The sequence below is a fragment of the Streptomyces sp. NBC_00503 genome, from assembly GCF_036346895.1.
Taxonomy (GTDB): Bacteria; Actinomycetota; Actinomycetes; order Streptomycetales; family Streptomycetaceae; genus Streptomyces.
Map to the genome: position 1 here is coordinate 3,886,120 of NZ_CP107855.1, position 22,800 is coordinate 3,908,919.

The window sequence follows — 22,800 nt, forward strand, 5'->3', positions numbered from 1 at the left end:
ATGCTGCGTCTCGCCGCTTTCGCCGTCACCTCCGCCCTGGCCGCCGCGGCGGTGGGCCCACTGCCCCCGCTGCCACCTCTCGGGCGGCTGCTGGCGGCCCCCGACCGGCTCACCATCTCCGTCGCCGACACCGGCAACCCCCGGGCGGACGGCCAGTACCGGCTGGAGTGCAACCCGGTCGCCGGGAACCACCCCCAGGCCGAAGAGGCCTGCGCCCGCCTCGAAGACCTCGCACGCGAGGGGAAGGACCCCTTCGCCCCCGAGGCCAAACGGCAGCTCTGCACCATGCAGAACGGCGGCCCCGCCACCGCCCGGATCACCGGAACCTGGCACGGCCGCAAAGTGGACTCCCAGTTCCGCCGGACGAACGGATGTGAGATCAGCCGTTGGAACGAGTTGGAACCTGTGCTTCCGCGTGGGCGTTCCTGACCTGGGAGGATGTGGCGGTCAAGCGGGATCCACGGCACATCAGCCCTCTCACCGGCGGCCCGTGCCCTTAGACTCCTCCCGTGACATGCCGGTAGTTGTGGTCAGGGAGGAAGCTCGTCGTGAGCAGCAGGCCATCCCGAGGCGCTGCTCGCCTCGCAGCAATACTCGACGCTCTTCCGGACGCGCTGTTGCTCGTCAACGCCAACGGCACGGTCGTCAACGCGAATTCGATCGCCCTCGAGGTCATGGAGAGCCCCGGTACCGGGCTCGTCGGCCGCGGCGTGCTCGACCTCCTGCCCGAGTTCGACTCCAAGCTGATCCCCGGCTCCATGCGCCGGCCCGGCGAGGACGAGGGCGGCCGTGCCCGTCCAAAGCGGATGGTCGCGCGCCGAACCGACGGCAGCGAGTTCCCCGTGGAGGTCACCGCCGCCCATCTGGACGGCCGTGACGCCTACCGCGAGCCGCAGCCTTCGTACACCGGCGACGAGCTGCTGATGCTCGTCGTACGGGACCTCTCGCAGACCGTGGACACCGAGGCCGAGCTGGCCCGCTCCCAGCGCCAGACCGAGATGATCCTGCGGGCCGCCGCCGAGGGCGTCGTCGGCACGGACACCGACGGACGGGTCGTCCTGGTCAATCCGGCCGCGGCCCAGATCCTCGGCTACCGCGCCACCGACCTCGGCAACCGCGAGCTGCACGGGCTGGTGCAGCACTCGCGCGCCGACGGCTCGCCGTTCCCCTTCGAGGAGTCCCCGCTCGCCGACACGCTGCGCAGCGGGCGCAAGCACCGGGTACGCGGCCAGGTGCTGTGGAACAAGACCGGCCAGCCGGTCGCCGTGGACCTGACCACCTCCCCCGTACGGGACGGGGAGCAGCTCGTCGGCGCCGTCATGACCTTCACAGACCGGCGCTCCTACGACGCGCTGGCCGCGCGCCACGCCCAGTTGCTGGCGGTCCTCGGCGACTCCCTGCGCGGCCCCCTGGAGGAACTGCGCGGGGAGCTGGCCACGCTGGCCGCCGACGACGCGGGACAGCTGTGGCCCGAGGCCAACCAGCTCCTGCACCACCTGGCCGCCGGCTACTCCCGGATGACCACGTTGGTCGACAACGTGCTCGGCTTCCAGCGCCTCGACGCGGGCACGGACCGGCTCTCCAAGAAGAAGGTGCTGATCGACGGGGTCGTCGCGGCCGGCGTCGACGGCGCCACCGAGCTGATCGGCCCCGGGCGGGCCCAGTTCGCCGTGCACGCCCCGACCATCGAGGCCGAGGTGGACGCGGAGCGGATCGCGACCGCCCTCGCGCACCTGATCGCGGACGTCGCCGGGGTGGACGCCACGGGCAAGACCCGCCAGGGCAGCGGCTACATGGACTCGACGATCGTCGTGGCCGCCGCGCAGCGCGGCGAAGTCGTACGGATCGAGGTGCGCGGCCCGTACGAGGGCGGCAACCCGGTGCACGAGCCGGTCGTACGGGGCATCGTGGCCGCGCACGGTGGTGTGCTGCAGACGGTGGAGGTGCCGGGCGCGCCCGGCGGGGCGTACGTGCTGGAGCTTCCGCTGGGCGCAGGGGCTGGGATGGTCACCCTCCCCGAGCCCGAGGAGCCCGCCGCGCAGGAGCCCGGGGCCGAGGGCGGTCCCGCCAAGATCTCAGGTGGCCGCCGCGCCCGGCGCGGCGTGGACTCCTTCCTCGACGATGCCGATTCCGACGCCTCCACCGGTACGGGCGCGGGTACGCGTCCGGACGCCGCCGGAGACCGGCCCAAGGCCGTGGGCCAGGCGGCCGCAGCCGGTGGCGGGAGCGCACTCGCGCTGCCGTCCGGGCGGCGCCGGGGCGGCGAGGCCCGGCCGGGCGACGGCGCTCCCGCCGAGCTCGCTCAGTCCCCGGTGAACCCGGCGGGCCTGGGCGGTGGCGCGAGCGGCACCGGAGGCAACACCGGGACCGGGCGGCGCCGCGGCCAGAACGGCGACGGCGGCAACGACGAGGGCAGCGGCGGCCAGGGCGACGGCGGCCCCGCGCGGCCCGTACCCCCGCAGGGCACCTCCGTGCCCGCGCTCCCGCCGATGCCGGTGGGTCCCATGCCGGTGCCCCCGGTTCCGCTGGCCCCCGTCCCGCTGACCGAGCATCCCGCCGGGCGGCGGCGTGCCCTGGGCCCCGCGGGAGCGCAGCAGCCCGGTGGTCCGGTGCCGGCGACCGGGCTCCGCCCGACGCCCGCACCCTCGGCCTCGCCCTCGATCGCGCCCCCTGCCTCTCCGGGCTCCCCGGTCGCTCCGGCTGCCGCTCGGCCCATCGCCCCCGAGGGCGGTTTCGCGCTGCCCGCCGGCCCGTCCGCGGCCTCGGCCCCGGAGCCCCCGCAGGCCCCCGCCATGGCCGGCTCCCGCCCCGCTCCCGCCGAGGCCGAGGGCGAAGCCCCGGGTGGGCGTCGTGGACGCCGGGTGCTGGGTGCGCCCCTTGCCGAGCCCGCGGCCCCCGCCGGGCAGCCGGACACGGGCGCGCAGGGCCCCGTAGACCCCGAGACGCATCCGACCGGGCGGCGCCGTGCACTGCCGGCCACCCCGGCCTGGCCGGTGCCGGCGGCCCGTACCGCCCCCGAGGACGAGGCCGAGGCCGGGCAGATCGCCGTGCCCGGAGCCCGACAGCCGCAGGACACCCCGGCGGAAGCCTCCGGAAACCCGATCAGCGTCCGTGCGCTGGGCACCCTCGGCCAGGGTCTCTCGACCGACACGAACGGCTCCGGCCGCCGACGTCGGCTCGCGGAGCCCGCGCCCCAGGGCCGTGCCTTCGCCATAGGAGCCCCCGAGGCCGGTTCCGACGAGGGTCCCGAGCCGCTGGACGGCCCCGGTGGCGCCGTCGAGGTGGTCAACCGGCCCGTGCCGCGCCCCGTGGACGACGAACTGCCCCCCGAGCCGCTGGACAACCCGCGACGGCTCCTCGTCTGGCCCGCCCCCGATGTGCAGACGCAGCAGGCGCTCAGCGACCGCGGCTACCGTCCGGTGATCGTGCACTCCCGCGAGGAGGTGGACGCTCAGATCGCCGCGTTCCCCGCCGCGCTGTTCGTCGACCCGCTGACCGGGCCGATCACCCGGACCGCCCTCCAGTCGCTGCGCCAGGCCGCGGTGGCCGCCGAGGTTCCCGTACTGGTCACGGCCGGGCTGGGGCACGCCACGCGCGAAGCCGCGTACGGCGCCGATCCGGCCGTGCTGCTCAAGGCGCTCGCGCCCCGCGACAGCGAGCAGCACCCCTCCCGGGTGCTGCTGATCGAGGAGCACGACGAGATCGCCACCGCGCTGACCGCCGCCCTGGAGCGGCGCGGCATGCAGGTCGCGCGGGCCGACGCCGATACGGACGCCGTGGAACTGGCCACGCGGATGCGGCCCAACCTGGTGGTGATGGACTTGATGCAGGTGCGCCGCCGCCGGGCCGGGATCGTGGACTGGCTGCGCGCCAACGGGCAGCTGAACCACACCCCGCTGGTCGTCTACACGGCCACCGGGATCGACCCGGCCGAACTGCCGCGGCTGGCCTCGGGCGAGAGCGTGCTCTTCCTCGCCGAGCGGTCCACCACGGCGGACGTGCAGGGCCGCATCGTGGACCTACTGGCCAAGATCGGCACCAACTAGTCATCCTGGCCGCATGGCCATCATCGACACGAGCGAGCAGACCGTCCCCGCCGACAACGGGGAGGTCAGCCTGCTCATAGCCCGGCAGGTGGACCCGGGCCACGAGGAGAACTTCGAGGCCTGGGCCCACGGGATCCTGGAGACGGCCGCGGCCTTCCCCGACCACCTCGGGTACGGGCTGTTCCGCCCGGCCGTGGAGGGTGGGCCCTGGTTCCTGGTGCACCGCTTCCGCAACCAGGCGGCCTTCCAGCGGTGGCAGGACTCCGCCGAGCGCGCCGCGTGGTTCTCGAACTGCCTGGGTCACCACCACACCGAGATAGCCCGGCGCGAACTGCACGGCATGGAGACCTGGTTCGCGAAGCCGGGTACGGCCCGGCCCGCGCCACCGCGGTGGAAGATGGCGATCAGCTCGGGGCTGGCCATCTTCCCGATCTCGCTCGCGGGCAACCTGCTGCTCGGCCCGTTGCTGGTGGATCTGCACATCGTGCTGCGGACGGCCGCCTTCACCGTCGTCTTCAGCTCACTGATGACCTACGTGGCCATGCCCGCCGTCAGCAAGCTGCTGCGGCCATGGCTCACGCGGGGTCAGTAGCCCCCGACCGGGGGCGGGGCTCAGTCGAGCTTGGTGACGTCGAGCTCGCCCTCCGCGTACTGCTTGCGGATCACCTTCTTGTCGAACTTGCCGACGCTCGTCTTCGGCACCGCCTCGATGAACGCCCAGCGCTCGGGCAGCTGCCACTTGGCGATCGACTGGCCGAGGAAGGCGCGCAGCCCCGCGTAGTCCACGGTGGCCCCCTCCTTCAGGACGACGGTGGCCAGCGGACGCTCGTCCCACTTCTCGTCGGGGACGGCGACGACCGCCGCCTCGGCGACCTCGGGGTGGGCCATCAGCGCGTTCTCCAGCTCCACGCTGGAAATCCACTCGCCGCCGGACTTGATGACGTCCTTGGCCCGGTCGGTGAGGGTGAGGTAGCCGTCGGAGCTGATCACTCCGACATCACCGGTCTTGAGCCAACCGTCCGCGCTGAACTTGTCCTCGGGCCGCAACGGTTCACCAGACGCACCGCCGTAGTAGGCGCCCGCGATCCAGGTGCCGCGGACCTCCAGCTCGCCCGCCGACTCGCCGTCCCAGGGCAGGACGTCGCCGCCGGGGCCCACCAGACGGGCCTCGACACCAGCCGGGAAGCGGCCCTGCGTGATCCGGTAGGGCCACTCCTGCTCGGCGGTCAGGCCGGCCGGCGGGTGGGCCATGGTGCCCAGCGGGGAGGTCTCGGTCATGCCCCAGGCGTGGCAGACCCGGACGCCCAGCTTGTCGTAGGCCTCCATCAGGGAAGGCGGACAGGCCGCGCCGCCGATGGTGACCTGCTTCATCGAAGTCAGGTCGCGCGGGTTGGCGGTGACCTCGGCGAGCAGCCCCTGCCAGAGCGTGGGGACGGCCGCGGCGTGCGTGGGCTTCTCGCGCTCGATCATGTCGGCGAGCGGGGCGGGCTGCAGGAAGCGGTCCGGCATCAGCATGTTGATGCCGGTCATGAAGGTGGCGTGCGGCAGACCCCAGGCGTTGACGTGGAACTGCGGAACCACGATGAGGGTGGTGTCGCGGTCGGTCAGTCCCATCGACTCGGTCATGTTGACCTGCATCGAGTGCAGGTAGATCGACCGGTGCGAGTAGATGACGCCCTTGGGGTCCCCGGTGGTGCCGGAGGTGTAGCACATGGCCGCGGCCTGGCGCTCGTCCAGCTCGGGCCAGGCGTAGGTGTCCGGGCGGCCCGCCAGGAGCTCCTCGTACTCGTGCACGCGCACGTCGAGGCCCTCCAACACGGAGCGGTCGCCGACACCCGTGACGACGACGTGCTCCACGGTCGGCAGGTGCGGCAGGAGCGGCGCGAGCAGCGGCAGCAGGGTGCCGTTGACCAGGACGACCCGGTCGACGGCGTGGTTGACGATGAAGACCAGCTGCTCGGGAGGGAGCCGCAGGTTCAGCGTGTGCAGGACGGCCCCCATCGAGGGGATCGCGAAGTACGCCTCCACGTGCTCGGCGTTGTTCCACATGAGGGTCGCGACGCGGTCGTCCTGCTGGACTCCGAGCTCATCGCGCAGGGCATTGGCCAGGCGAGTGGCACGGATTCCGATCTCGGCGAAGCTGCGTCGGTGCGGCTCGGCCTCCCCGGTCCAGGTCGTGACCTGGGACTTCCCGTGGATCGTCATCCCGTGCTGGAGTATGCGGGTGACGAGGAGTGGTACGTCCTGCATCGTGCTCAGCAAAGCGTCCTCCCGGTGAGCGCTGCGGCGCTGCGGCGGCTACGGATGCTGCCGATTCTGCGCACGTACCGGTCGGCATGTCACTACCCAGCGGTAGAACACGCCCGATGTTTCACGTGAAACAACGCGCGGACGGGTGGGTGTTTCACGTGAAACGTCGACGGGCTCGGCGAATCGGGCCCAGCGAACCGGGCTCAGCGAACCGGGGTCAGCTCCGGGTCCTCGCGGAGCTTGCCGAGCGCCCGGGAGACGGCGCTCTTGACCGTGCCGACGGAGACCCCGAGCAGCTCGGCGGTCTGGGCCTCGCTCATGTCCTCGTAGTACCGCAGGACCACCATCGCCCGCTGCCGGTCGGGCAGCCGGGTCACCGCGCGCCACATCGCGTCGCGCAGCGCCTGTGCCTCGGCGGGGTCGGCGGCCGGCGGCTCCTCGGGCTCGGGGAGCTCGTCGCAGACGAACTCGTCCACCTTGCGCTTGCGCCACTGGCTGGTGCGGGTGTTGACCAGGGCCCGGCGGACGTAGCCGTCCAGGGCCCGGTGGTCCTCGATGCGGTCCCAGGCCACGTACGTCTTGGCGAGCGCGGTCTGGAGCAGGTCCTCGGCATCGCAGGGGTTCGCGGTGAGCGAGCGCGCGGTCCGCATCAGGACCGTGCCGCGGGTCCGGACGTACGCCGAGAACGACGGGTACGGCGTCGGATTCGAGGCGAGCGTGCACACAGGCGTGGTCATGCCTCCACGCTAGGAGCGGGAGCTCTTCGCGGAATCGGCCGCAAGTGCCGAAGCCGAGTCCGCCTCAGGTTGTAGGGGCGGGGGTCGCCCCACCTCCTGAAGGTGGAGGAGGTGGGGCTTCCCCTTTCCGCTTCCGGGCGGGGCGATCAGCCGTCGGCGCCGAGGATCAGGCCGGAGGTCGGGACCCCGGTACCGGCCGTGACCAGCGCGTACTCCGCCTGCGCGACCTGGTTGACGGAGGTGCCGCGCAGCTGGCGTACGGCCTCGGCGATGCCGTTCATGCCGTGCAGGTAGGCCTCACCGAGCTGGCCGCCGTGCGTGTTGATCGGCAGGGCGTCCGCGGCCACGAAATCGGCCGCCTCCCCCGGCTTGCAGAAGCCGAACTCCTCCAGCTGCATCAGGACGAAGGGCGTGAAGTGGTCGTAGAGGATGCCCACGTCGATGTCCGAGGGCCGCAGTCCGCTGGTCCGCCACAGCTGACGGGCGACCACGTCCATCTCGGGCAGCCCGGTGAGGTCGTCGCGGTAGAAGGAGGTCATCCCCTCCTGGCGGCGGCCGGCGCCCTGCGCCGCGGCGGTGATCACGGCCGGCTTCTGCCTCAGGTCGCGGGCCCGCTCGGCGGTGGTGACCACGATGGCCTGGCCGCCGTCCGTCTCCTGGCAGCAGTCCAGCAGCCGCAGGGGTTCGACGATCCAGCGGGAGGCCGCGTGGTCGGCGAGGGTGATGGGCTTGCCGTGGAAATAGGCGGCCGGGTTGTTCGCGGCGTGCCGACGGTCGGTGACCGCGACGTGGCCGAAGGCCTCCGGGGTCAGGTTGTACGTGTGCAGGTAGCGCTGGGCGGTCATGGCCACCCAGGAGGCGGGGGTGAGCAGCCCCCAGGGCAGTGACCAGCCGAGCGCCGCGCCCTCCGCCGAGGGCTCGCGCTGCTGGACGCCCGAGCCGAAGCGGCGGCCGGAGCGTTCGTTGAAGGCGCGGTAGCAGACCACGACCTCCGCGACCCCGGTGGCGACGGCGAGGGCGGCCTGCTGCACGGTGGCGCAGGCGGCGCCGCCGCCGTAGTGGATGCGGGAGAAGAAGGAGAGGTCTCCGATCCCCGCCGCCTGGGCGACCGTGATCTCGGGACTGGTGTCCATCGTGAAGGTGACCATGCCGTCGACGTCGGCCGGGGTGAGCCCGGCGTCGTCGAGGGCCGCGTGAACGGCCTCGACGGCCAGCTTGAGCTCGCTGCGGCCGGAGTCCTTGGAGAACTCGGTCGCGCCGATGCCGGCGATGGCGGCACGCCCGCCGAGCTCGTCGCGGGTGCGGACGCTCATGCGGTGCCTCCCTGAGGGTCCGGCACGGTGTCCGGCGCGGGGTCCAGCGCGGGGTCCAGCGTGACGGTGACGGTGCCCGTGACGTGGTGGCCGATGCCGTTGGCCCCGATGACCCTGATCTCGGCGGTCTCCCCGTCGAGGGCGGTGACGGTGCCGGTGAGGGTCATCGTGTCGCCCGGGTAGTTCGGGGCGCCGAGGCGGATGGCCACCTTGCGCAGGACGGCGGACGGGCCCAGGTGGTCGGTGATGTACCGGCCGACCAGACCGTTGGTGGTCAGGATGTTCATGAAGATGTCCGGGGAGCCCTTCTCCCGCGCGAGCTCCGCGTCGTGGTGCACGTCCTGGTAGTCGCGGGAGGCGATCGCGCCCGCGACGATCAGGGTGCGGGTGACCGGTATCTCCAGCGGCGGCAGTGTGTCGCCGATGTTCATGCGCTGTCCCCCTCGGGTGCGTGATCGGAGTGTCCGGAGCCGCCCGCACGGGCGGGCGCGCCGGACAGGACCGCGCCCAGCTCGGCCAGCAGTTCGCTGCCGCAGCCCAGGTACGCGTCGAGCTGGCGCCCCCACAGGAAGTGCCGGTGGACGGGGTGGTCGAGGTCGGCGCCCATCCCGCCGTGCAGGTGCTGGCCCGCGTGGACCACCCGCTTGCCCGCCTCCGAGGCCCACCAGGCCGCCGTCAGCGCGTGCTCGCCCGCCACGAGCCCCTCGTCGACTCGCCAGGCCGCCTCGTACGCGGTGACCCGTATCGCCTCGGTGTCCATGTACGCGTCGGCCGCGCGCAGCATGACCCCCTGGTTCGTGGAGAGCGGCCGGCCGAACTGCTCGCGGGTGGAGGTGTACTCCACCGCGCGGGCGAGCGAGCCCGCGCAGACGCCCGCCTGGAGCCCGGCGAAGGCGATGCGGGCCACCGCCAGCACGTCGGCGTAGGCCTCCGCCGCATCCGCCGTGCCCGGCTCCCCGACGCGTTCCGCTTCGGCGTCGGCCAGGGTCAGGCTCCCGGCCGACCAGGGCGCGGTGGTCTCCACGGCCGAGGTGTGCACTCCCGACGCGTCGGTCCGTACGAGCCACAGGGTCCCGGAGGCGTCCGGGACCAGCACGTGGGTGGCATCGCGCAGCCAGGGCACGGCGGGGGCGGTGCCGGTGAGCCGGCCGTCCTGCGTCGCGGTGATCCGGCCGCGGTTCGGGAAGGCACCGGTGGCCACGGCCTCGCCGGAGCCCAGGGCCGGCAGCAGCCGGGCGCGCTGTTCGGGGCTGCCGTGCCGGGTCAGGGCGAGGATCCCGTAGACGCACGTGGCGGCGTACGGGGTCTGCGCGGTGGTGCGGCCCTGCTCCTCCAGCAGGAGCACCAGGCCGAGCAGGCCGACCTCCTCGACGGCGCCGGTCAGCCCGGCGGTGGTGAGGGCCTTCCACAATTCGGAGTCGCTGCCGGTGCCGGTGGCGGCGAGGCGGTCGTGGGTGGCCATGTCGCGGAAGATCTGGGCGGCCAGCCCGGCGGCCGCTGCCTGTTCCTCGGTGGGGTGGAAGTCCATCAGGCCTCGCTCCCCCGGAAGACGGGCAGTTCCAGTTCCTCGTCCACGCGCAGGAACTCCAGTTGTACGGGCAGTCCGATGCGGACCTTGTCGGACGGGACTCCGGTGATGTTGCTGACCATGCGGACGCCTTCGGCGAGCTCGACGAGCGCCACGGCGTAGGGCGGGTCGAAGGCCGGGAACGGCGGATGGTGCATGACGACGTAGCTGAACACCGTGCCGGCGCCGGAGGCCTCGACGGTGTCCCAGTCCAGGCTCGCGCAGTCGTTGCAGCCGGGGAGCCACGGGAAGCGGAGCGTGGCGCAGGCGGTGCAGCGCTGGATCAGCAGCTTGTGCTCGCGGACCCCCTCCCAGAAGCCCTGGTTGTCGCGGTTGATCACGGGGCGGGGACGCTGGGCGGTCCGCTTCGACGGCCGGGCCGGCTGAGCGGCGGCCTGCTGCACGACCTGCTCGGCCGCCTTCTTCGCGGCCGGTACGTACTTGAGGATCCGGAACCGGTGCGTACCGGCCACCTCGCCGTTCGCGCGGACGTCCATGCGGGTGGTGACGAAGTGCCCGGTGCCCAGCTTGGTGGTCTTGCGCGGCGACACCGACTCGATGACGGCGTCGAAGGTGATCGCGTCACCGGGGCGCAGCGGCCGCAGGTACTCCTGCTCGCAGTCGGTGGCGACCACGGAGGTGCAGCCCGCGCCGTCGAGCAGCGCGAGGAGTTCGTCGTAGGCGGAGGAACGGCCGGCGTGGCCGGAGAGTCCGCCCATCGTCCAGGCCTGGAGCATGGTGGGCGGAGCGATGGCGCCGGGCCCGGTATAGGCGGGGTTGGTGTCGCCCATGGCCTCGCACCAGTGGCGGATCATCGGCTCGTTGACCGCGTCCCTGCCCTGTCCGGCGGTGGCGGCGGGCTGCCCTTCGAAGGCCTTCAGCAGCGCGTGGAACCGCGCTGCCCCTTCCTCGTCGGCAGCGGCGGTGACGGCAGTGCTCGCCGTGCCGGCGGTGCTTGCAGTGCTGGTGGTGCTGGCGGTCATCTCTTCCTCCCCTTCATGCCGAGCCGCATCATCGCGACGATCTCCCGTTGGACCTCGCTGACGCCGCCGCCGAAGGTGTTGACCTGGGCGGCCCGGTTCATCCGCTCCAGCTCGCCGCCCGCGAAGGCCTCGGCCCCTCTGATCAGGGCTTCCTCCCCCACCACTTCCTGGCAGATCCGGTACACCTCGACGGTGGACTCGGTGCCCAGGAACTTCACGCCGCTCGCGTCGCCGGGGGCCAGAGAGCCGGCACCGACGTCCTGGACCAGGCGCCAGTTGAGGAGGCGTACGGCGGCCAGGCGCGCGTGGGCCTCGGCGAGCCGGGACTGCACCCAGGGGCGGTCTACGGGACGCTCGCCGGTGACCGGGTCGGGGGTACGGGCATGGTCGAGCGCGCCCTCGTAGAAGTCCTCGGCCTGCATGCCGATGGCCGCGAGGGCCACGCGCTCGTGGTTCAGCTGGTTGGTGATCAGGCCCCAGCCACCGTGCTCGGGGCCGACGAGGTTGCCGGCGGGCACGCGGATGGAGTCGTAGTACGTGGCGGTCGTGGTCAGGCCGCCGACCGTCTCGATCGGGGTCCAGGCGAAACCGGGGCTCCCGGTCGGCACCAGGATGATGGAGATGCCCTTGTGCTTGGGGGCCTCCGGGTCGGTGCGGCAGGCGAGCCAGATCCAGTCGGCGTTCTGGGCGTTGGAGGTGAAGATCTTCTGCCCGTCGACCACCCACTCCTCGCCGTCCCGCACGGCCTTCGTGCGCAGGGAGGCGAGGTCGGTGCCCGCCTCGGGCTCCGAGTAGCCGATGGCGAAGACGAGTTCGCCCTTGAGGATCCGGGGCAGGAAGTAGTCCTTCTGCTCCTGCGTCCCGTACTTCATCAGGGTCGGGCCGACGGTGTTGAGGGTGACCATGGAGACGGGGGCACCGGCCCGGTAGGCCTCGTCGAAGAACACGAACTGCTCGTCGGGCCCGCGGCCCTGGCCTCCGTACTCGACGGGCCAGCCGAGGCCGAGCAGCCCGTCGGCGCCTATGCGGCGCAGTAGTGCGCGTTGCTCGGCGGGGTCTTGGGGCACCCCGTCCGGCAGCAGGTTTCCGAAGTAGTCCCGCAGCTCGGCACGGAGCCGCAACTGGCCTTCGGTCGGGGCGAGGTGCACGGCGCTGGCCTCCCGGCATCACATCATCAAGTGGACCTGACTGTCCGTCAGATTCCAGGTGGATGTCAAGGCCGGGGAGCGGCGACAAAGGGCGGGAAACGCCCGAGGGCGCCTGCGCTACCGGACCCCAGCCGGTCCGGTCGCACAGGCGCCCTCAACAGTCAGCGCGGCTCACGCCGCATCTACCACCAGGGGTGGAAGTTCACCGCGACATTGGAGTTGTGCTGCTCGATCGCGGTGAAGGCCGAGCCGTTGACCTGCGCGGTGTTGTTCTGATTGGACGCACCGGAGCCGGTGGCCACCTGCTGTGATGTGGAGGAGTTGCCGTGGTTGCTGCCGCCGACGCCGCTGCCGATGATGCTGGCGACGCTCGCATTCGATCCGTCGTTCGCGAAGGAGCCGTTGTCGGCCGACGCCACCCCGCCGAACAGGGCGACGGCGAGGGGGAGAGCGGCGACGGCGGCGATGACGCGGGCGGTACGGATGCTTGCCATGTCTGAATCCTCCATGAAACCGAAGTGGGGGTTGCTCCAAGGCAGTTGGCCGACTGTCTCGGTTCGTTCCGTGCTGTGCGGCGTCGCGACACCAGAGTTGCCCACCGAATCCCCGGCGAACCACCCCGGAGCCTACGATTCCCCCGCAAGCATGACCAACATCGGATAAACCTCATTCGCGCCCCCGCCCCCGCAGGTCAGCGCCCCGAGAACCGGCGAAACCCCTGCCGCGCAAGAGGCGAAGCGTTCCGCCAACCCGCCGGCCCCGGACATGCCGAAAAGGGCCGCGCCGTCCGGGAACCCCACCGTCTCCCGGGCCTGCGGCCCTGCAATGCCAAGCTTCGCGCCCCCTGCACGCCCCCGGCACCCGCCGGGGCAATCCCACCGTGCCCCGCTCCGGGGCACCCACGCGGCGCGATCCGCGGTCGCGGCCTGCTTCCACCGACCGACCGGGCTCCAGCGCCTGCTGCCGTGCTCGTACGTGCTGCGTGCTGCGTGCTGCGTGCTGCGTGCTGCGTGCTGCGTGCTGCGTATTGCGTATTGGGTCCTTGCACGTCGTGTCCTGCGTACGGCGTGCGGCGTCCTACGGGCCACGTCTCGGCGGCTGCGTCGCGTCGACCGCGTACTACTGCTGCCGCCCTGCTCCTACGGTTGCCCTGCTCGAGCCGTCCTGCGCGAGCCGTCCTGCGCGAACCGTGCGACTACGCGGCGAGCGCCATCTCCCGGCGGGCGGCGGCGACCCGGACCGCTGCGGCGACCGCGGCCGTACGGTGACTGCTGTCGGACTCGAACGCGGAGCGGGAGCCGGAGTCGGAACCGGTGGCGAGGGCCGCGGCGGTGCTGGAGCGGCGGACGGACGGGGTCTTGCCGTGGGCCTCTGCGCGGATGCGCTGCTTGATGGTGGGCGGGAGCGATCCGCCCCGCATCATCGCCCGCCAGGTGCGCCGGGCCATGAAGGTCGGCCGGCTCGCGGCGGCGGCCACGGGGGCGACGGGGGAGGAGAGCGAAGCGTCGGCGGCCGGGGCGGCCTTGCCACCGAAACCGAGGGAGGCGAAGAGGGCCACGAGAGCTGCGAGGACGGTGGTCCAGATCGACGTGATGGTGCTGCGGTGAGCCATGACGGTTCCCTCATTTCGCGATGTTCCGACGGGCGGATCTGAATACATTCGTCATGATGCGAGCGCAACCGCACCGCCTCCACGACGCGCGCCGATCTTCCGACAAACACCACTCAAAGGAACCAATGCCACGATTTCTACCCCGGAAATCATTGGCGTACGGCCTGTCCTACGCCGGAGGATCCGGGTATGGGAACAGACATCTTCGGCGTCATCGAATGTCGCTGGGACCGCTGGCTGGACGAGGACGACCGCAGCTGGGACGCGGTCTGCAGCATCGACCACCTGTACAACGGCCGTTCCTATGCCGCCTTCGGCGCCCTCTTCGGCGTCCGCGACACCGCCTCTTTCCGGCCGCTCGCGGCCGACCGCGGCTTGCCGCCGGATGTATCGCCGGTGACCCTGACCCATCACATGCCGTCCGATCAAGGCACCTCGTGGATCAGCTGGGCGGAACTGGAGGCCGCCGACTGGGACGAATACGCCGCCGAGACCGACGACTGTGTCCACGAGTACCGCCGAGGCCCCGATGGCACATGGGCGTTTCATGGCCGGAGCGTGGACGACCTCAATCGATGGGGGGAGCTGTCCGGCGCCAAGGACTCCCTCGCCCTCTACCACCCCGGCCGCGTCTACCCAGAAGGCACGGAGTGGCCCGACGGGGACCGGCTCTTCCGCATCGGCCGGCTCCGCCGCCGCGAGGCCGTCGGGGACAGTGAGTGGGGCGCTCTCTGGAGCGTCATGCGCACGCTCGCCGGGCTGCACGGTGCCGAGGGCGTGCGCCTGGTGGTCTGGTTCGCCTGAGGCGGGAGTCCGTGCGGACGGCACGGCCGACGCGGGCGCATGCAGAAGGGGTGCCACCGGATCGGTGGCACCCCTTCTGAGCCGGCCCTGAGGCCCCGCAATGCGGTGGGTGTGGGATTTGAACCCACGGTGACTCGCGCCACGACGGTTTTCAAGACCGTTCCCTTAGGCCGCTCGGGCAACCCACCTGGCGGGTACAGAGTACCGGGCGGTGGGGGTGGGCGGCGCTGCGGATTTCCGGGTCAGGCGGCCCGGGGTCCCCGGTGCTCCTGGGCTACGAGGTGAGGAGGACGCCTCCGTAGGAGACTCCCGCCACCACCAGCCAGGCGGCGAGGCCCAGGAGGGCGGCGCGGCCGCCGGTGCGGGAGAGGGCCGGGAGGTTGACCGCGGAACCCAGCCCGAACAGGGCCGATGCGAGCAGCAGTTCCTGTGCGGTGTGCGCCCATTCCAGCGCTGTGTCGGGCAGTACCCCCGTGGCACGGAGCGCGGCCGCCGCGAGGAACCCGGCCACGAACAGCGGCACCGGGGCCGGCCGGCGTCCCGAGGGTGTGCGCACACCACGCTTGCGGGCCCGCGCCGAGAAGGCCACCGCCGCCACCAGCGGGGCCAGCATCGCCACCCGCATCAGCTTGACCAGCACCGCTTCGCCTAGTGCCCCCGGGCCCGCGGTCTGGGCCGTCGCCACCACCTGGCCGACGTCGTGGACGCTGGCGCCCACCCAGCGGCCGAACTCCGGGTCGGAGAGCCCCAACGGGGCCTGGAGCAGCGGAAGTACCGCGATGGCCAGGGTCCCGCAGAGGGTGACCAGGGCGACCGAGGAGGCCACGTCCTCTTCTTCGCTGCCGGAGACCTCGCTGACGGCTCCGATGGCCGAGGCGCCGCAGATCGAGTATCCGGTGGCGATCAGCAGCGGCTGGTCGCCCGGGAGGCCGAGCCTGCGGCCCAGCCAGAGGGTGCCGAAGAAGGTCGCCGCCACCACGGCGCCCACCATCGCCACTGTGGCCCAGCCCAGCCGGAGCACCTGGTCCAGGCCCAGCGCCAGGCCCAGCAGGACGATGCCGAGCCGCATCAGCCGCCTCCCGGCCAGGGAGAGGCCCGGCCGCGCTGATCCCCGTACGAAGCCCCGTAGGCCCGGAAGGTGCGCGGCGGTGATGCCGAGCACCACGGACGCCGTCAGCATCGGGACCCACGGAACCAGCCTGTGGACGGACCAGGCCACCAGGACTCCGGCCGCCGCCAGCCCCAACCCGGGCCACGGAGTGGATGTTTCACGTGAAACGTCGCCTGGAACCGACGGGCCCGCCACCCTCACCGGGCGGTGCAGCAGGGCCATCAGTCGACCGGGAGGGTGTAGACGCGGCGGACGCTGCTGCCCAGGCGGACGACGTCGGCCCCGTAGACGTGGAGGGATATCGCCTTCGTGCGACAGGAGTTGCGGACCTTGTGGATGTCTCCTGGCGGGGCGAACCCGCAGACGTCCCCGGGGCCGTTGACCACGTGTTCCGTCGCCACCAGCCGGGCTCCGGAGGTGGCCGTGGCCGGGGCGAGGCGGTAGCGGAGCTCGCTCTCCTCGCCTTGATGCACACCGGCCACGCACCACGAGACGTGGTCGTGAATGGCGGTCTCCTGACCCGGCAGCCACACCAGGGCCACCACCGAGAAGCTGCCGTCCGGCTCCGCGTGCAGGACGTGCTGCCGGTACCGGTCGGAGTGACCCTCGCACTGTTCGGCGGCGAGCAGGCCGGGCATCCCCAGGTGCGGGGCGAGCCGCTCACCGACCAGGTAGGCGGTCAGGTCCGGGGGCAGACCCCGTTCGACGACCGTACGGATCTCATCGACGAGGGCGGCCATCCTCGCGGTCGTTCGGGCCGGCGGCGTGGTGGTGGTCATACGGGGAGCGTCCGCGAGGCCACCCATCACGTCCAACGACAGTTCCGAGCTGAATTCCCAAGTCCCGCTTATGGGTTGGCGAAGGGATCTTCCGGCCCTGTCAGCAGCCGACCCGGTTCGACGCCGCCTGCCTCAAGGCGTCCAGGACCACCGCCGTCGCCGGGATCCGCAGATGGTCGCGGTACACGTAGGCGGAGATGTGGCGGCGTGCGGCCGGCTCCAGAGGTCGTCCGCACACCTTGGTCAGGGAGAGCGAAGGGAGTACCAGCGCGGGCATCATGGCGACGCCCAGCCCCTGCGCGACCAGGCTCTGCACGACCAGGTTGTCGTCGGTGGCGAAGCGGATGTCGGGGACGAAGCCCAGCTCCGCGCATTCGTGCAGCAGGTTCGCCCGGCAGCGCAGGCAACCCGCGATCCACCGCTCCTCGGCGAGGTCCGCCAGGTGCACGGCCCGCCGCCGGGCCAGCGGGTGCCCGGTCGGCAGCAGCACCGTCAGCTGGTCCTCCAGCAGCTTGACCTCCGCCACTGCCTCCGGGATCTCCTCGTGCAGCCCGGGATAGGTGAAGGCCAGGGTGATGTCGCACTCGCCGCGCTCCAGCCTGCGCAACGAGTCCGGAGGCTCGCCCTCCAGCAGCCCGACCTGGATGCCCGGGTGGTCCTTGGCCAGACCGCTCAGGGCTTCCGGGACCAGGGTGACGTTGGCGCTGGGGAATCCGCAGAGCCGGACGCGGCCGGTGCGCAGCCGGGCGTAGGCCTTCAGCTGCGCCTCGGCGGCGGAGAGGCTGCCGAGGATGGACTCAGCGTGCCGGGCCATGGATTCCCCGGCCTCGGTGAGCTGCATGCGGCGCCCGACACGGGTGAACAGGGGGGTTCCGGCGGCGCGTTCGAGCGCCTTCATCTGCTGGGTGATCGCAGGCTGGGTGTACCCCAGGACGCGCGCGGCAGCCGAGTAGGACCCGGAGGCCACCACTTCGTGGAAGGTCCGTATGTGCCGCGAATCGAACACCCTTGAAGCATAAGCGGATATTGGGAGGGGCCGCAGGCGGAATCCCGCCTGCGGCCCCTCCCATCCAGCCAGTTGAGCCCGTGGCCCGGACGCCTACTTGTCGCCCACACGCGAGCCGAAGGTGATGTCCACGGTGGTCGGCTTGCCGCCGCGCAGGTAGGTCAGCTTCACCGTCTCGCCCGGCTTGTACGTCCAGATCTCGCTGATCAGGGTCGGGCCGCTGTCGATGGCCTTGTCCCCCAGCTGGGTGATGATGTCGCCGGGCTTCAGGCCCGCCTTGCCGGCCGGGCCGTTCGGGTCGACCAGCTCGTTGGCGGACGCGCCGCTCTCGGAGATCTTGGCGCCCTCGGTCTTGGCCGCGAGGTCCACGGAGACCGAGATCACCGGGTAGACCGGCTTGCCCGTCTTGATCAGGGACTCGGCCACGTTCTTGGCCTGGTTGATCGGGATGGCGAACCCGAGGCCGATGGAGCCGGCCTGGCCGCCGCCGAAGCCGCCGTTGCCCGCCGACTGGATAGCGGAGTTGATGCCGATGACCGCGCCGCGGCCGTCGAGCAGCGGGCCGCCGGAGTTGCCCGGGTTGATCGAGGCGTCCGTCTGGAGGGCGCTCATGTACGAATTCTTGCCGCCGGAGCCGTCACCGGAGGCGACGGGGCGGTTCTTGGCGCTGACGATGCCGGTCGTGACCGTGTTGGACAGGCCGAAGGGGGCGCCGATCGCAATGGTCGAGTCGCCGACGGCGACCTTGTCCGAGTCGCCCAGGGGGAGCGGCTTGAGGCCGGAGGGCGGGGTCTTCAGCTTGATGACGGCCACGTCGTAGCCCTGGGCCCGGCCGACGACCTCGGCCTCGTACTTCTTGCCGTCCGAGAACGTCGCGGTGAGCTTGCCGCCGTTGGCCGCGGAGGCGACCACGTGGTTGTTGGTGAGGATGTGGCCCTGCTGGTCGTAGACGAACCCGGTACCGGTGCCGCCCTCGCCGTCTCCGGCCGAGGCCTCGATGGTGACCACGCTGGGCAGCGCGCCGGCGGCCAGGCCAGCGACGGAGCCGGCCTCGCGCTTGAGGTCCTTGGGGGTGTTTCCGGCGCTGACCGTGGTCGATCCGGAGCCCTTGGAGCTCCGGTCGGCCGCCCAGTAGCCGACGCCGCCGCCGACGCCGCCCGCGAGGAGGGCCGCCACGAGAACGCCGGCGATCATGCCGCCCTTGCCCTTCGGCTTGGGCTGCGGAGCTCCGGCCGCGAGCGGCGGAACGCCCCACGCGCCACCGCCCTGGCCGCCGTCGGACGCGTACGCGGGGGCCGCGGGCGGCGGGGGAGGCCAGCCCTCGGCGCCGTGCGCCTGCGGCGCCGGAGCAGAGGCGGGGGTCTCGGCATACGCCGGAGCCTGCCCGTACGCCGGAGCCTCGGGCTGCGCGGCCGGGGCCTGCACCGGGGCCGGGGCCGAAGTCTGCGGGAGCTGCTGCGTCGGCTCGGCGCCGGGCGCCGGCGTCGGCGGCAGCTGCTGGGTCACCGGCTCGGCGGCCGCGGGAGCCACCGGCGGTGCGTCTACAGGCGCGGGAGCGGCCGGGGTGTCAGCCGCCTCGGGGGCGTGAGCGGCCACCGGGGGTACGGGCGGGGCCGCGGGGGGCGTCGGGGCCGCGGTGCCCTCGTTCTCGGTGCTCACAGCGCTCTCTCCTCGTCACACACGGCTTCAAAAATCTGGCGATATCGGTCCGACTGAACGTTCGACGTGCCGCACAAGTTCCTGGGCAAAGCCTTTCCCATGACCCGTCAGAGCACTGTAAGCCGGACCTGTGAGTCTCCCCCATCCTTTATCTCCGACATTTCGGGCGCATCCGCAGAAGTACCCATCGGGCTCCCCACGACACCGGGACCCCTCCCGGTGGCACCATGGCCCCGTGACCCACGCAACGCCGCGCCCCATCCAGGTCGTCGCCCACCGCGGCGCCTCGGAGGATGCCCCCGAGCACACCCTGGCCGCCTACCGCAAGGCCATCGAGGACGGGGCCGACGCCCTCGAGTGCGATGTCCGGCTCACGGCCGACGGCCATCTGGTCCTCGTCCACGACCGCCGGGTCAACCGCACCTCCAACGGGCGGGGCGCCGTCTCCGCCCTGGAGCTCGCCGATCTCGCCGCCCTCGATTTCGGCTCGTGGAAGGACCGGGAGGAGCCCCCCGACTGGGACGCCGACCCCGAGCGCACCTCCGTGCTCACCCTGGAGCGGCTGCTGGAGCTGGTCGCGGACGCCGGACGGCCCGTACAGCTGGCGATCGAGACGAAGCATCCGACCCGCTGGGCCGGACAGGTGGAGGAGCGCCTGCTCTTCCTGCTCAAGCGCTTCGGCCTGGACGCCCCGCCCGCGGAGGGTCCGCACCCGGTCCGGGTGATGAGCTTCTCCGCGCGCTCCCTGCACCGGATGCGGGCGGCCGCGCCGACCGTCCCGACCGTGTACCTGATGCAGTTCATCTCGCCCCGGATGCGGGACGGGCGGCTGCCGGCCGGGGTGCGGATCGCGGGCCCCGGGATGCGGATCGTGCGCAACCATCCGGGCTTCGTCCGCAAGCTTCAGGCCGCGGGTCACTCCGTACACGTGTGGACGGTAAATGATCCAGAAGATGTTCAGCTCTGCGCTGATTTGGGTGTAGAAGCGATCATCACGAACAGGCCCCGACAGGTTCTGTCACAACTAGGGCGCTGACGTCCCCTTTTGCGCACCCGTCACTTACGACCCGTTCGTGACGGGGTGTGCACCGGCGCATCCGCTCCGCATTCGGTCATGACGAATGCGCCAGAGGCCTCCGCTTCGGCGGTTTCCGGTCCAGGCCATTGGGGCATCCAGACCATGCGTGGGGCTAAGGAGGTTCCGGGGGTGGCGTTGGTGGTGGCACAGGAAGTGCCCACGTCGTCGTGCATGGACGTACGCCATGGTCCTGCGGGCGTGGGCGAGGCAAGGCACCGGATGCGCGAACAATTGCGCGTCAACGGGGTGTCCGAATCGGTCGTGGACGACGCAGTTCTGATCCTTTCCGAACTGCTCAGCAATGCCTGCCGGCACGGCAGACCGCTGGGCTCGCGGGAGGTCGGTGACGGCGAGATACGCGCGTCGTGGTGCGTCGACAAGGCGGGGCGGCTGACGGTCGAGGTCACGGACGGAGGCGGGCCCACCCGCCCGATCCCGGCCACGCCCTCGGTCACCGCGCGAGGCGGGCGGGGGCTGAACATCATCAGCGCCCTGGCCCAGGACTGGGGTGTCCGGGATGGAGCGGCAGGCGAAGTCACCGTATGGGTGACCGTTGCCTGTGGGGCCCGGCACGAGGATTTCGCTACGCGCGTCGCGCCCCCGGCGATCGACTTCTGTACGGCCTTCGACGATCTGGATCCGTGATCTCTCCCAGATCTCTCATTTCCGGTCTCCGAGAAGGCAGATGGCGGCCGTCCGGGAGCGCACGCCGACCGTGCTCCCGGCCGCACCCCACCGGTTCCGGCGGTACGAACGGCTAGGCTCGCGCCCAGACCGACGCCGTACCGCCGCAACCGGGAGACACCCACGATGGCCAAGAAGCGCCCCGCCGCGAAGACCGCAAAGCCGCAGCTCAACAACGGGGAGATCCCGGTGGTGGGCGCCCGCGAGCCCTGCCCCTGCGGATCCGGGCGCCGTTACAAGGCCTGTCACGGCGCGGCCGCGGCGCACGCCGTCACCGAGCACGTGGCCCGCCCGTTCGAGGGCCTGCCCGGCGAATGCGACTGGGTGGCGCTGCGCGAGCTCGTGCCCGCCGCGACCATCCCGCTCACCCTCAAGGGCGGCCTGCCCGATGGCGTCCCCTCCGTCACCCTGGTGACCGTGCTCCCGCTGGCCTCGCCGGCGCTGCGCCGCGAGGACGGCTCCATCCTGCTCGGCCTCCAGAACGACTCGACCTCCGGCGACCTCTCCCGGGACATGGCCGACACCCTGGAGCGCGCGATCGCTGCCGAGCCGGGCACCGTAGTCGCGGCCCGACGGGTTCCCGCCGAGGGTCCGCGACTTCAGGATCTCCTGGCCGCCGACGGCGTTTTCGAGCCGGTTGTGCACAGCGGCTTCGAATTCTGGATTCCGGAGGCGGACGGCGCCCAGAACGCCGCTCCGGAGATCGCCGCCTCCCTGGAGCGCGCCAACGCCGCCGCCATCCCGACCGTCAAGCTGGCCGGCGTGGACGCCGCCTACTGGTGCGAGACCCCGGACAAGAACCACCTGCGCTGGGTCATGCCGCAGCCGGAGGAGAAGCTGCTCGACGCGCTCGCGCGACTGCACGCGGCGGGCACCTCCTCGCTCGGCGAAGGCACCAAGCTCGTCGGCTCCTTCCGCGCGCACGGCCTGATGGTCCCCGTCTGGGACCTGCCCACCGGGGTCTCGGCCGACGACGTGGAGAAGCCGGCCGCCGAGCTCGCGGAGCGGCTGGCCGCGGCGCTGGCCACGGACGCGCCGCTGACCACGGAGGAGCGCCGGGCGCGCGGCGGTCTGACCAACCGCCAGGTGACGCTCAGCTGATCGGCCGCCGGGCCCGTACGCGGGCCCCGGCGCCGGAGGGTGACGGGCCATCGGCAACCGGTGACCGGAGTCACAACTCCCGCTAATCGCCTGCAAATCGGTGTCTGAATATCAGAGATCGAATTTGCGAACAGGCGATCTCTTGTTACCGTTCTTGTAGCCCGGTCGCTGGTGCATCCCCCGTCGCCAGCGACCGGGCCCTTGATTTTCCGGTGATGTTCAACGGTCACCCGGGACCGGCGAGTTGCTGCCGGACCGCAGAAGCAGCGCCCCTTCCGCATCCGGAACTGCAAATTCCGCCACGGCCGAGTAGGCGTCCGCCGTTCCTGCCGAGGGATCTTTCGGCGTCTCGCACAATCCCGGCTCGTCACCCGCGCCGACCGCGCAGCGGATCTGCACCGTCCGCCCGGCGGGCCCCATCACCGTGAGCACCGCCTCCAGCGCGCGACCGCTGGTGTTCCGGTAGTAGCTGCGTCCCCAGGTCCGTCCCTCGCCGGTCAGCACGCAGGTCTGGGCCTCCACGCCCTGGGGAGCGGAGAGTTCGGGTCCGCAGTGCGCGTCCGTACGGGGCTGTTCGGCCGGTCCCGGCCGGGCGGACGCCGCCGCGGACGGAGCTCCGGACGCGGCTCCGGAGCCAGTGCCGGAACCCGCCGCGGGTACGTGCGTACGGGGCCGGGCGGAATCGGAACCACCGCCGGAATCGGGAGAGTCTCCGAGCCCGAAGGTGGAGAGCAGACCGCCGCCTTTTCCGTCACTCCGACCGGCGAAATCCGGCCCGGCGATCGCTCCCGCCAGTGGAAGCGACAAGATGATCAACACACCGGCGCCGATACCGATCAGGCGGAGATTCATTCGCCGAAGATAGCGACGCGGGAATGGGGTGCGGAGATCCCCGCGCCCAATTCCCTTGGAAACTCGTCAT

General features: G+C 71.9%; 20 protein-coding genes, 1 tRNA gene and 1 pseudogene. 7 read left to right on the top strand and 15 right to left on the bottom strand.

What is annotated here, in order from left to right; genetic code table 11:
* The 3 genes from OG490_RS18180 (at nucleotide 1) to OG490_RS18190 (ending at nucleotide 4,638) form a co-directional block, all read left to right on the top strand.
* Nucleotides 1-429 (top strand): SSI family serine proteinase inhibitor, encoded by a 429-nt coding sequence (locus OG490_RS18180; protein ID WP_330297345.1) that lies wholly within the window; start codon nucleotides 1-3, stop codon nucleotides 427-429.
* A 119-nt stretch (nucleotides 430-548) separates the two neighbouring features.
* Complete coding sequence (locus OG490_RS18185) at nucleotides 549-4,046, top strand: response regulator (protein WP_330297346.1); 3,498 nt, start codon at nucleotides 549-551, stop codon at nucleotides 4,044-4,046.
* 13 nt (nucleotides 4,047-4,059) lie between these two features.
* Nucleotides 4,060-4,638 (top strand): antibiotic biosynthesis monooxygenase, encoded by a 579-nt coding sequence (locus tag OG490_RS18190; protein ID WP_330297347.1) that lies wholly within the window; start codon nucleotides 4,060-4,062, stop codon nucleotides 4,636-4,638.
* 20 nt (nucleotides 4,639-4,658) lie between these two features.
* Here OG490_RS18190 and OG490_RS18195 read toward each other — a convergent pair whose 3' ends face one another.
* From OG490_RS18195 to OG490_RS18235, 9 genes are all read right to left on the bottom strand, one after another.
* The gene (locus tag OG490_RS18195; RefSeq protein ID WP_330297348.1) at nucleotides 4,659-6,308 is read right to left on the bottom strand and encodes a long-chain fatty acid--CoA ligase; all 1,650 of its coding nucleotides are present in this window, start codon (nucleotides 6,306-6,308) and stop codon (nucleotides 4,659-4,661) included.
* Between the two features lie 191 nt (nucleotides 6,309-6,499).
* A complete protein-coding gene (locus tag OG490_RS18200) occupies nucleotides 6,500-7,033 on the bottom strand; it encodes a SigE family RNA polymerase sigma factor (protein ID WP_330297349.1) in 534 nt (177 codons plus the stop codon).
* Nucleotides 7,034-7,179: 146 nt separating this feature from the next.
* The gene (locus OG490_RS18205; protein ID WP_330297350.1) at nucleotides 7,180-8,346 is read right to left on the bottom strand and encodes a lipid-transfer protein; all 1,167 of its coding nucleotides are present in this window, start codon (nucleotides 8,344-8,346) and stop codon (nucleotides 7,180-7,182) included.
* Nucleotides 8,343-8,777: a MaoC family dehydratase gene (locus OG490_RS18210; protein WP_330297351.1), complete on the bottom strand. Its 435-nt coding sequence runs from the start codon at nucleotides 8,775-8,777 to the stop codon at nucleotides 8,343-8,345. Before OG490_RS18210 ends, OG490_RS18205 begins: the two co-directional genes overlap by 4 nt.
* Complete coding sequence (locus tag OG490_RS18215) at nucleotides 8,774-9,874, bottom strand: acyl-CoA dehydrogenase family protein (RefSeq protein ID WP_330297352.1); 1,101 nt, start codon at nucleotides 9,872-9,874, stop codon at nucleotides 8,774-8,776. The genes OG490_RS18210 and OG490_RS18215 overlap by 4 nt, the downstream gene beginning before the upstream one ends.
* Nucleotides 9,874-10,896, bottom strand: coding sequence for a bifunctional MaoC family dehydratase N-terminal/OB-fold nucleic acid binding domain-containing protein (locus OG490_RS18220; RefSeq protein ID WP_330297353.1), 1,023 nt, complete (start codon nucleotides 10,894-10,896; stop codon nucleotides 9,874-9,876). The genes OG490_RS18215 and OG490_RS18220 overlap by 1 nt, the downstream gene beginning before the upstream one ends.
* Nucleotides 10,893-12,044 (bottom strand): acyl-CoA dehydrogenase family protein, encoded by a 1,152-nt coding sequence (locus OG490_RS18225; protein ID WP_330297354.1) that lies wholly within the window; start codon nucleotides 12,042-12,044, stop codon nucleotides 10,893-10,895. The genes OG490_RS18220 and OG490_RS18225 overlap by 4 nt, the downstream gene beginning before the upstream one ends.
* 182 nt (nucleotides 12,045-12,226) lie before the next feature.
* A complete protein-coding gene (locus OG490_RS18230; RefSeq protein ID WP_214954832.1) occupies nucleotides 12,227-12,538 on the bottom strand; it encodes a hypothetical protein in 312 nt (103 codons plus the stop codon).
* Between the two features lie 701 nt (nucleotides 12,539-13,239).
* The gene (locus OG490_RS18235) at nucleotides 13,240-13,656 is read right to left on the bottom strand and encodes a DUF6344 domain-containing protein (protein ID WP_330297355.1); all 417 of its coding nucleotides are present in this window, start codon (nucleotides 13,654-13,656) and stop codon (nucleotides 13,240-13,242) included.
* A 189-nt stretch (nucleotides 13,657-13,845) separates the two neighbouring features.
* Between OG490_RS18235 and OG490_RS18240 the strand changes: the two genes are divergently transcribed.
* Nucleotides 13,846-14,460 (top strand): hypothetical protein, encoded by a 615-nt coding sequence (locus OG490_RS18240; RefSeq protein WP_330297356.1) that lies wholly within the window; start codon nucleotides 13,846-13,848, stop codon nucleotides 14,458-14,460.
* Between the two features lie 103 nt (nucleotides 14,461-14,563).
* Here the strand turns inward: OG490_RS18240 and OG490_RS18245 are convergent.
* The 5 genes from OG490_RS18245 to OG490_RS18265 form a co-directional block, all read right to left on the bottom strand.
* Nucleotides 14,564-14,648 (bottom strand) — tRNA-Ser (locus OG490_RS18245).
* 86 nt (nucleotides 14,649-14,734) lie between these two features.
* Nucleotides 14,735-15,793: a YeiH family protein gene (locus tag OG490_RS18250; protein ID WP_330297357.1), complete on the bottom strand. Its 1,059-nt coding sequence runs from the start codon at nucleotides 15,791-15,793 to the stop codon at nucleotides 14,735-14,737.
* Complete coding sequence (locus OG490_RS18255; protein WP_330297358.1) at nucleotides 15,793-16,350, bottom strand: cysteine dioxygenase family protein; 558 nt, start codon at nucleotides 16,348-16,350, stop codon at nucleotides 15,793-15,795. Before OG490_RS18255 ends, OG490_RS18250 begins: the two co-directional genes overlap by 1 nt.
* Before the next feature lie 100 nt (nucleotides 16,351-16,450).
* Complete coding sequence (locus tag OG490_RS18260) at nucleotides 16,451-17,356, bottom strand: LysR family transcriptional regulator (protein ID WP_330297359.1); 906 nt, start codon at nucleotides 17,354-17,356, stop codon at nucleotides 16,451-16,453.
* 93 nt (nucleotides 17,357-17,449) lie between these two features.
* Nucleotides 17,450-19,015 (bottom strand): S1C family serine protease, encoded by a 1,566-nt coding sequence (locus OG490_RS18265; RefSeq protein WP_330297360.1) that lies wholly within the window; start codon nucleotides 19,013-19,015, stop codon nucleotides 17,450-17,452.
* Nucleotides 19,016-19,250: 235 nt separating this feature from the next.
* On the opposite strand from OG490_RS18265, the gene OG490_RS18270 reads away from it, so the two are divergent.
* The 3 genes and pseudogenes from OG490_RS18270 to OG490_RS18280 all read left to right on the top strand — a co-directional run bounded on the left by OG490_RS18270 (nucleotide 19,251) and on the right by OG490_RS18280 (nucleotide 21,878).
* Nucleotides 19,251-20,051 carry a glycerophosphodiester phosphodiesterase gene (locus OG490_RS18270; protein WP_330297361.1) on the top strand — a complete coding sequence of 267 codons (801 nt, stop codon included), beginning with the start codon at nucleotides 19,251-19,253 and terminating at the stop codon, nucleotides 20,049-20,051.
* An 85-nt stretch (nucleotides 20,052-20,136) separates the two neighbouring features.
* Nucleotides 20,137-20,738, top strand: a pseudogene (locus tag OG490_RS18275) (ATP-binding protein).
* Between the two features lie 165 nt (nucleotides 20,739-20,903).
* Nucleotides 20,904-21,878 carry a DUF5926 family protein gene (locus tag OG490_RS18280; protein WP_330297363.1) on the top strand — a complete coding sequence of 325 codons (975 nt, stop codon included), beginning with the start codon at nucleotides 20,904-20,906 and terminating at the stop codon, nucleotides 21,876-21,878.
* A 219-nt stretch (nucleotides 21,879-22,097) separates the two neighbouring features.
* Here the strand turns inward: OG490_RS18280 and OG490_RS18285 are convergent, their stop codons facing one another.
* Entirely contained in the window at nucleotides 22,098-22,400 is a 303-nt protein-coding gene (locus OG490_RS18285) for a hypothetical protein (RefSeq protein WP_330297364.1), read from the bottom strand.
* Nucleotides 22,401-22,800: the final 400 nt, after the last annotated feature.

Excerpts from the sequence above, each read along its gene's own strand:
- OG490_RS18180 (WP_330297345.1), top strand. The coding sequence starts at position 1 with ATGCTGCGTCTCGCCGCTTTCGCCGTCACCTCCGCCCTGGCCGCCGCG.
- OG490_RS18190 (WP_330297347.1), top strand. The coding sequence starts at position 4,060 with ATGGCCATCATCGACACGAGCGAGCAGACCGTCCCCGCCGACAACGGG.
- OG490_RS18200 (WP_330297349.1), bottom strand. The coding sequence starts at position 7,033 with ATGACCACGCCTGTGTGCACGCTCGCCTCGAATCCGACGCCGTACCCG.
- OG490_RS18205 (WP_330297350.1), bottom strand. The coding sequence starts at position 8,346 with ATGAGCGTCCGCACCCGCGACGAGCTCGGCGGGCGTGCCGCCATCGCC.
- OG490_RS18210 (WP_330297351.1), bottom strand. The coding sequence starts at position 8,777 with ATGAACATCGGCGACACACTGCCGCCGCTGGAGATACCGGTCACCCGC.
- OG490_RS18215 (WP_330297352.1), bottom strand. The coding sequence starts at position 9,874 with ATGGACTTCCACCCCACCGAGGAACAGGCAGCGGCCGCCGGGCTGGCC.
- OG490_RS18220 (WP_330297353.1), bottom strand. The coding sequence starts at position 10,896 with ATGACCGCCAGCACCACCAGCACTGCAAGCACCGCCGGCACGGCGAGC.
- OG490_RS18230 (WP_214954832.1), bottom strand. The coding sequence starts at position 12,538 with ATGGCAAGCATCCGTACCGCCCGCGTCATCGCCGCCGTCGCCGCTCTC.
- OG490_RS18235 (WP_330297355.1), bottom strand. The coding sequence starts at position 13,656 with ATGGCTCACCGCAGCACCATCACGTCGATCTGGACCACCGTCCTCGCA.
- OG490_RS18240 (WP_330297356.1), top strand. The coding sequence starts at position 13,846 with ATGGGAACAGACATCTTCGGCGTCATCGAATGTCGCTGGGACCGCTGG.
- OG490_RS18250 (WP_330297357.1), bottom strand. The coding sequence starts at position 15,793 with ATGGCCCTGCTGCACCGCCCGGTGAGGGTGGCGGGCCCGTCGGTTCCA.
- OG490_RS18255 (WP_330297358.1), bottom strand. The coding sequence starts at position 16,350 with ATGACCACCACCACGCCGCCGGCCCGAACGACCGCGAGGATGGCCGCC.
- OG490_RS18280 (WP_330297363.1), top strand. The coding sequence starts at position 20,904 with ATGGCCAAGAAGCGCCCCGCCGCGAAGACCGCAAAGCCGCAGCTCAAC.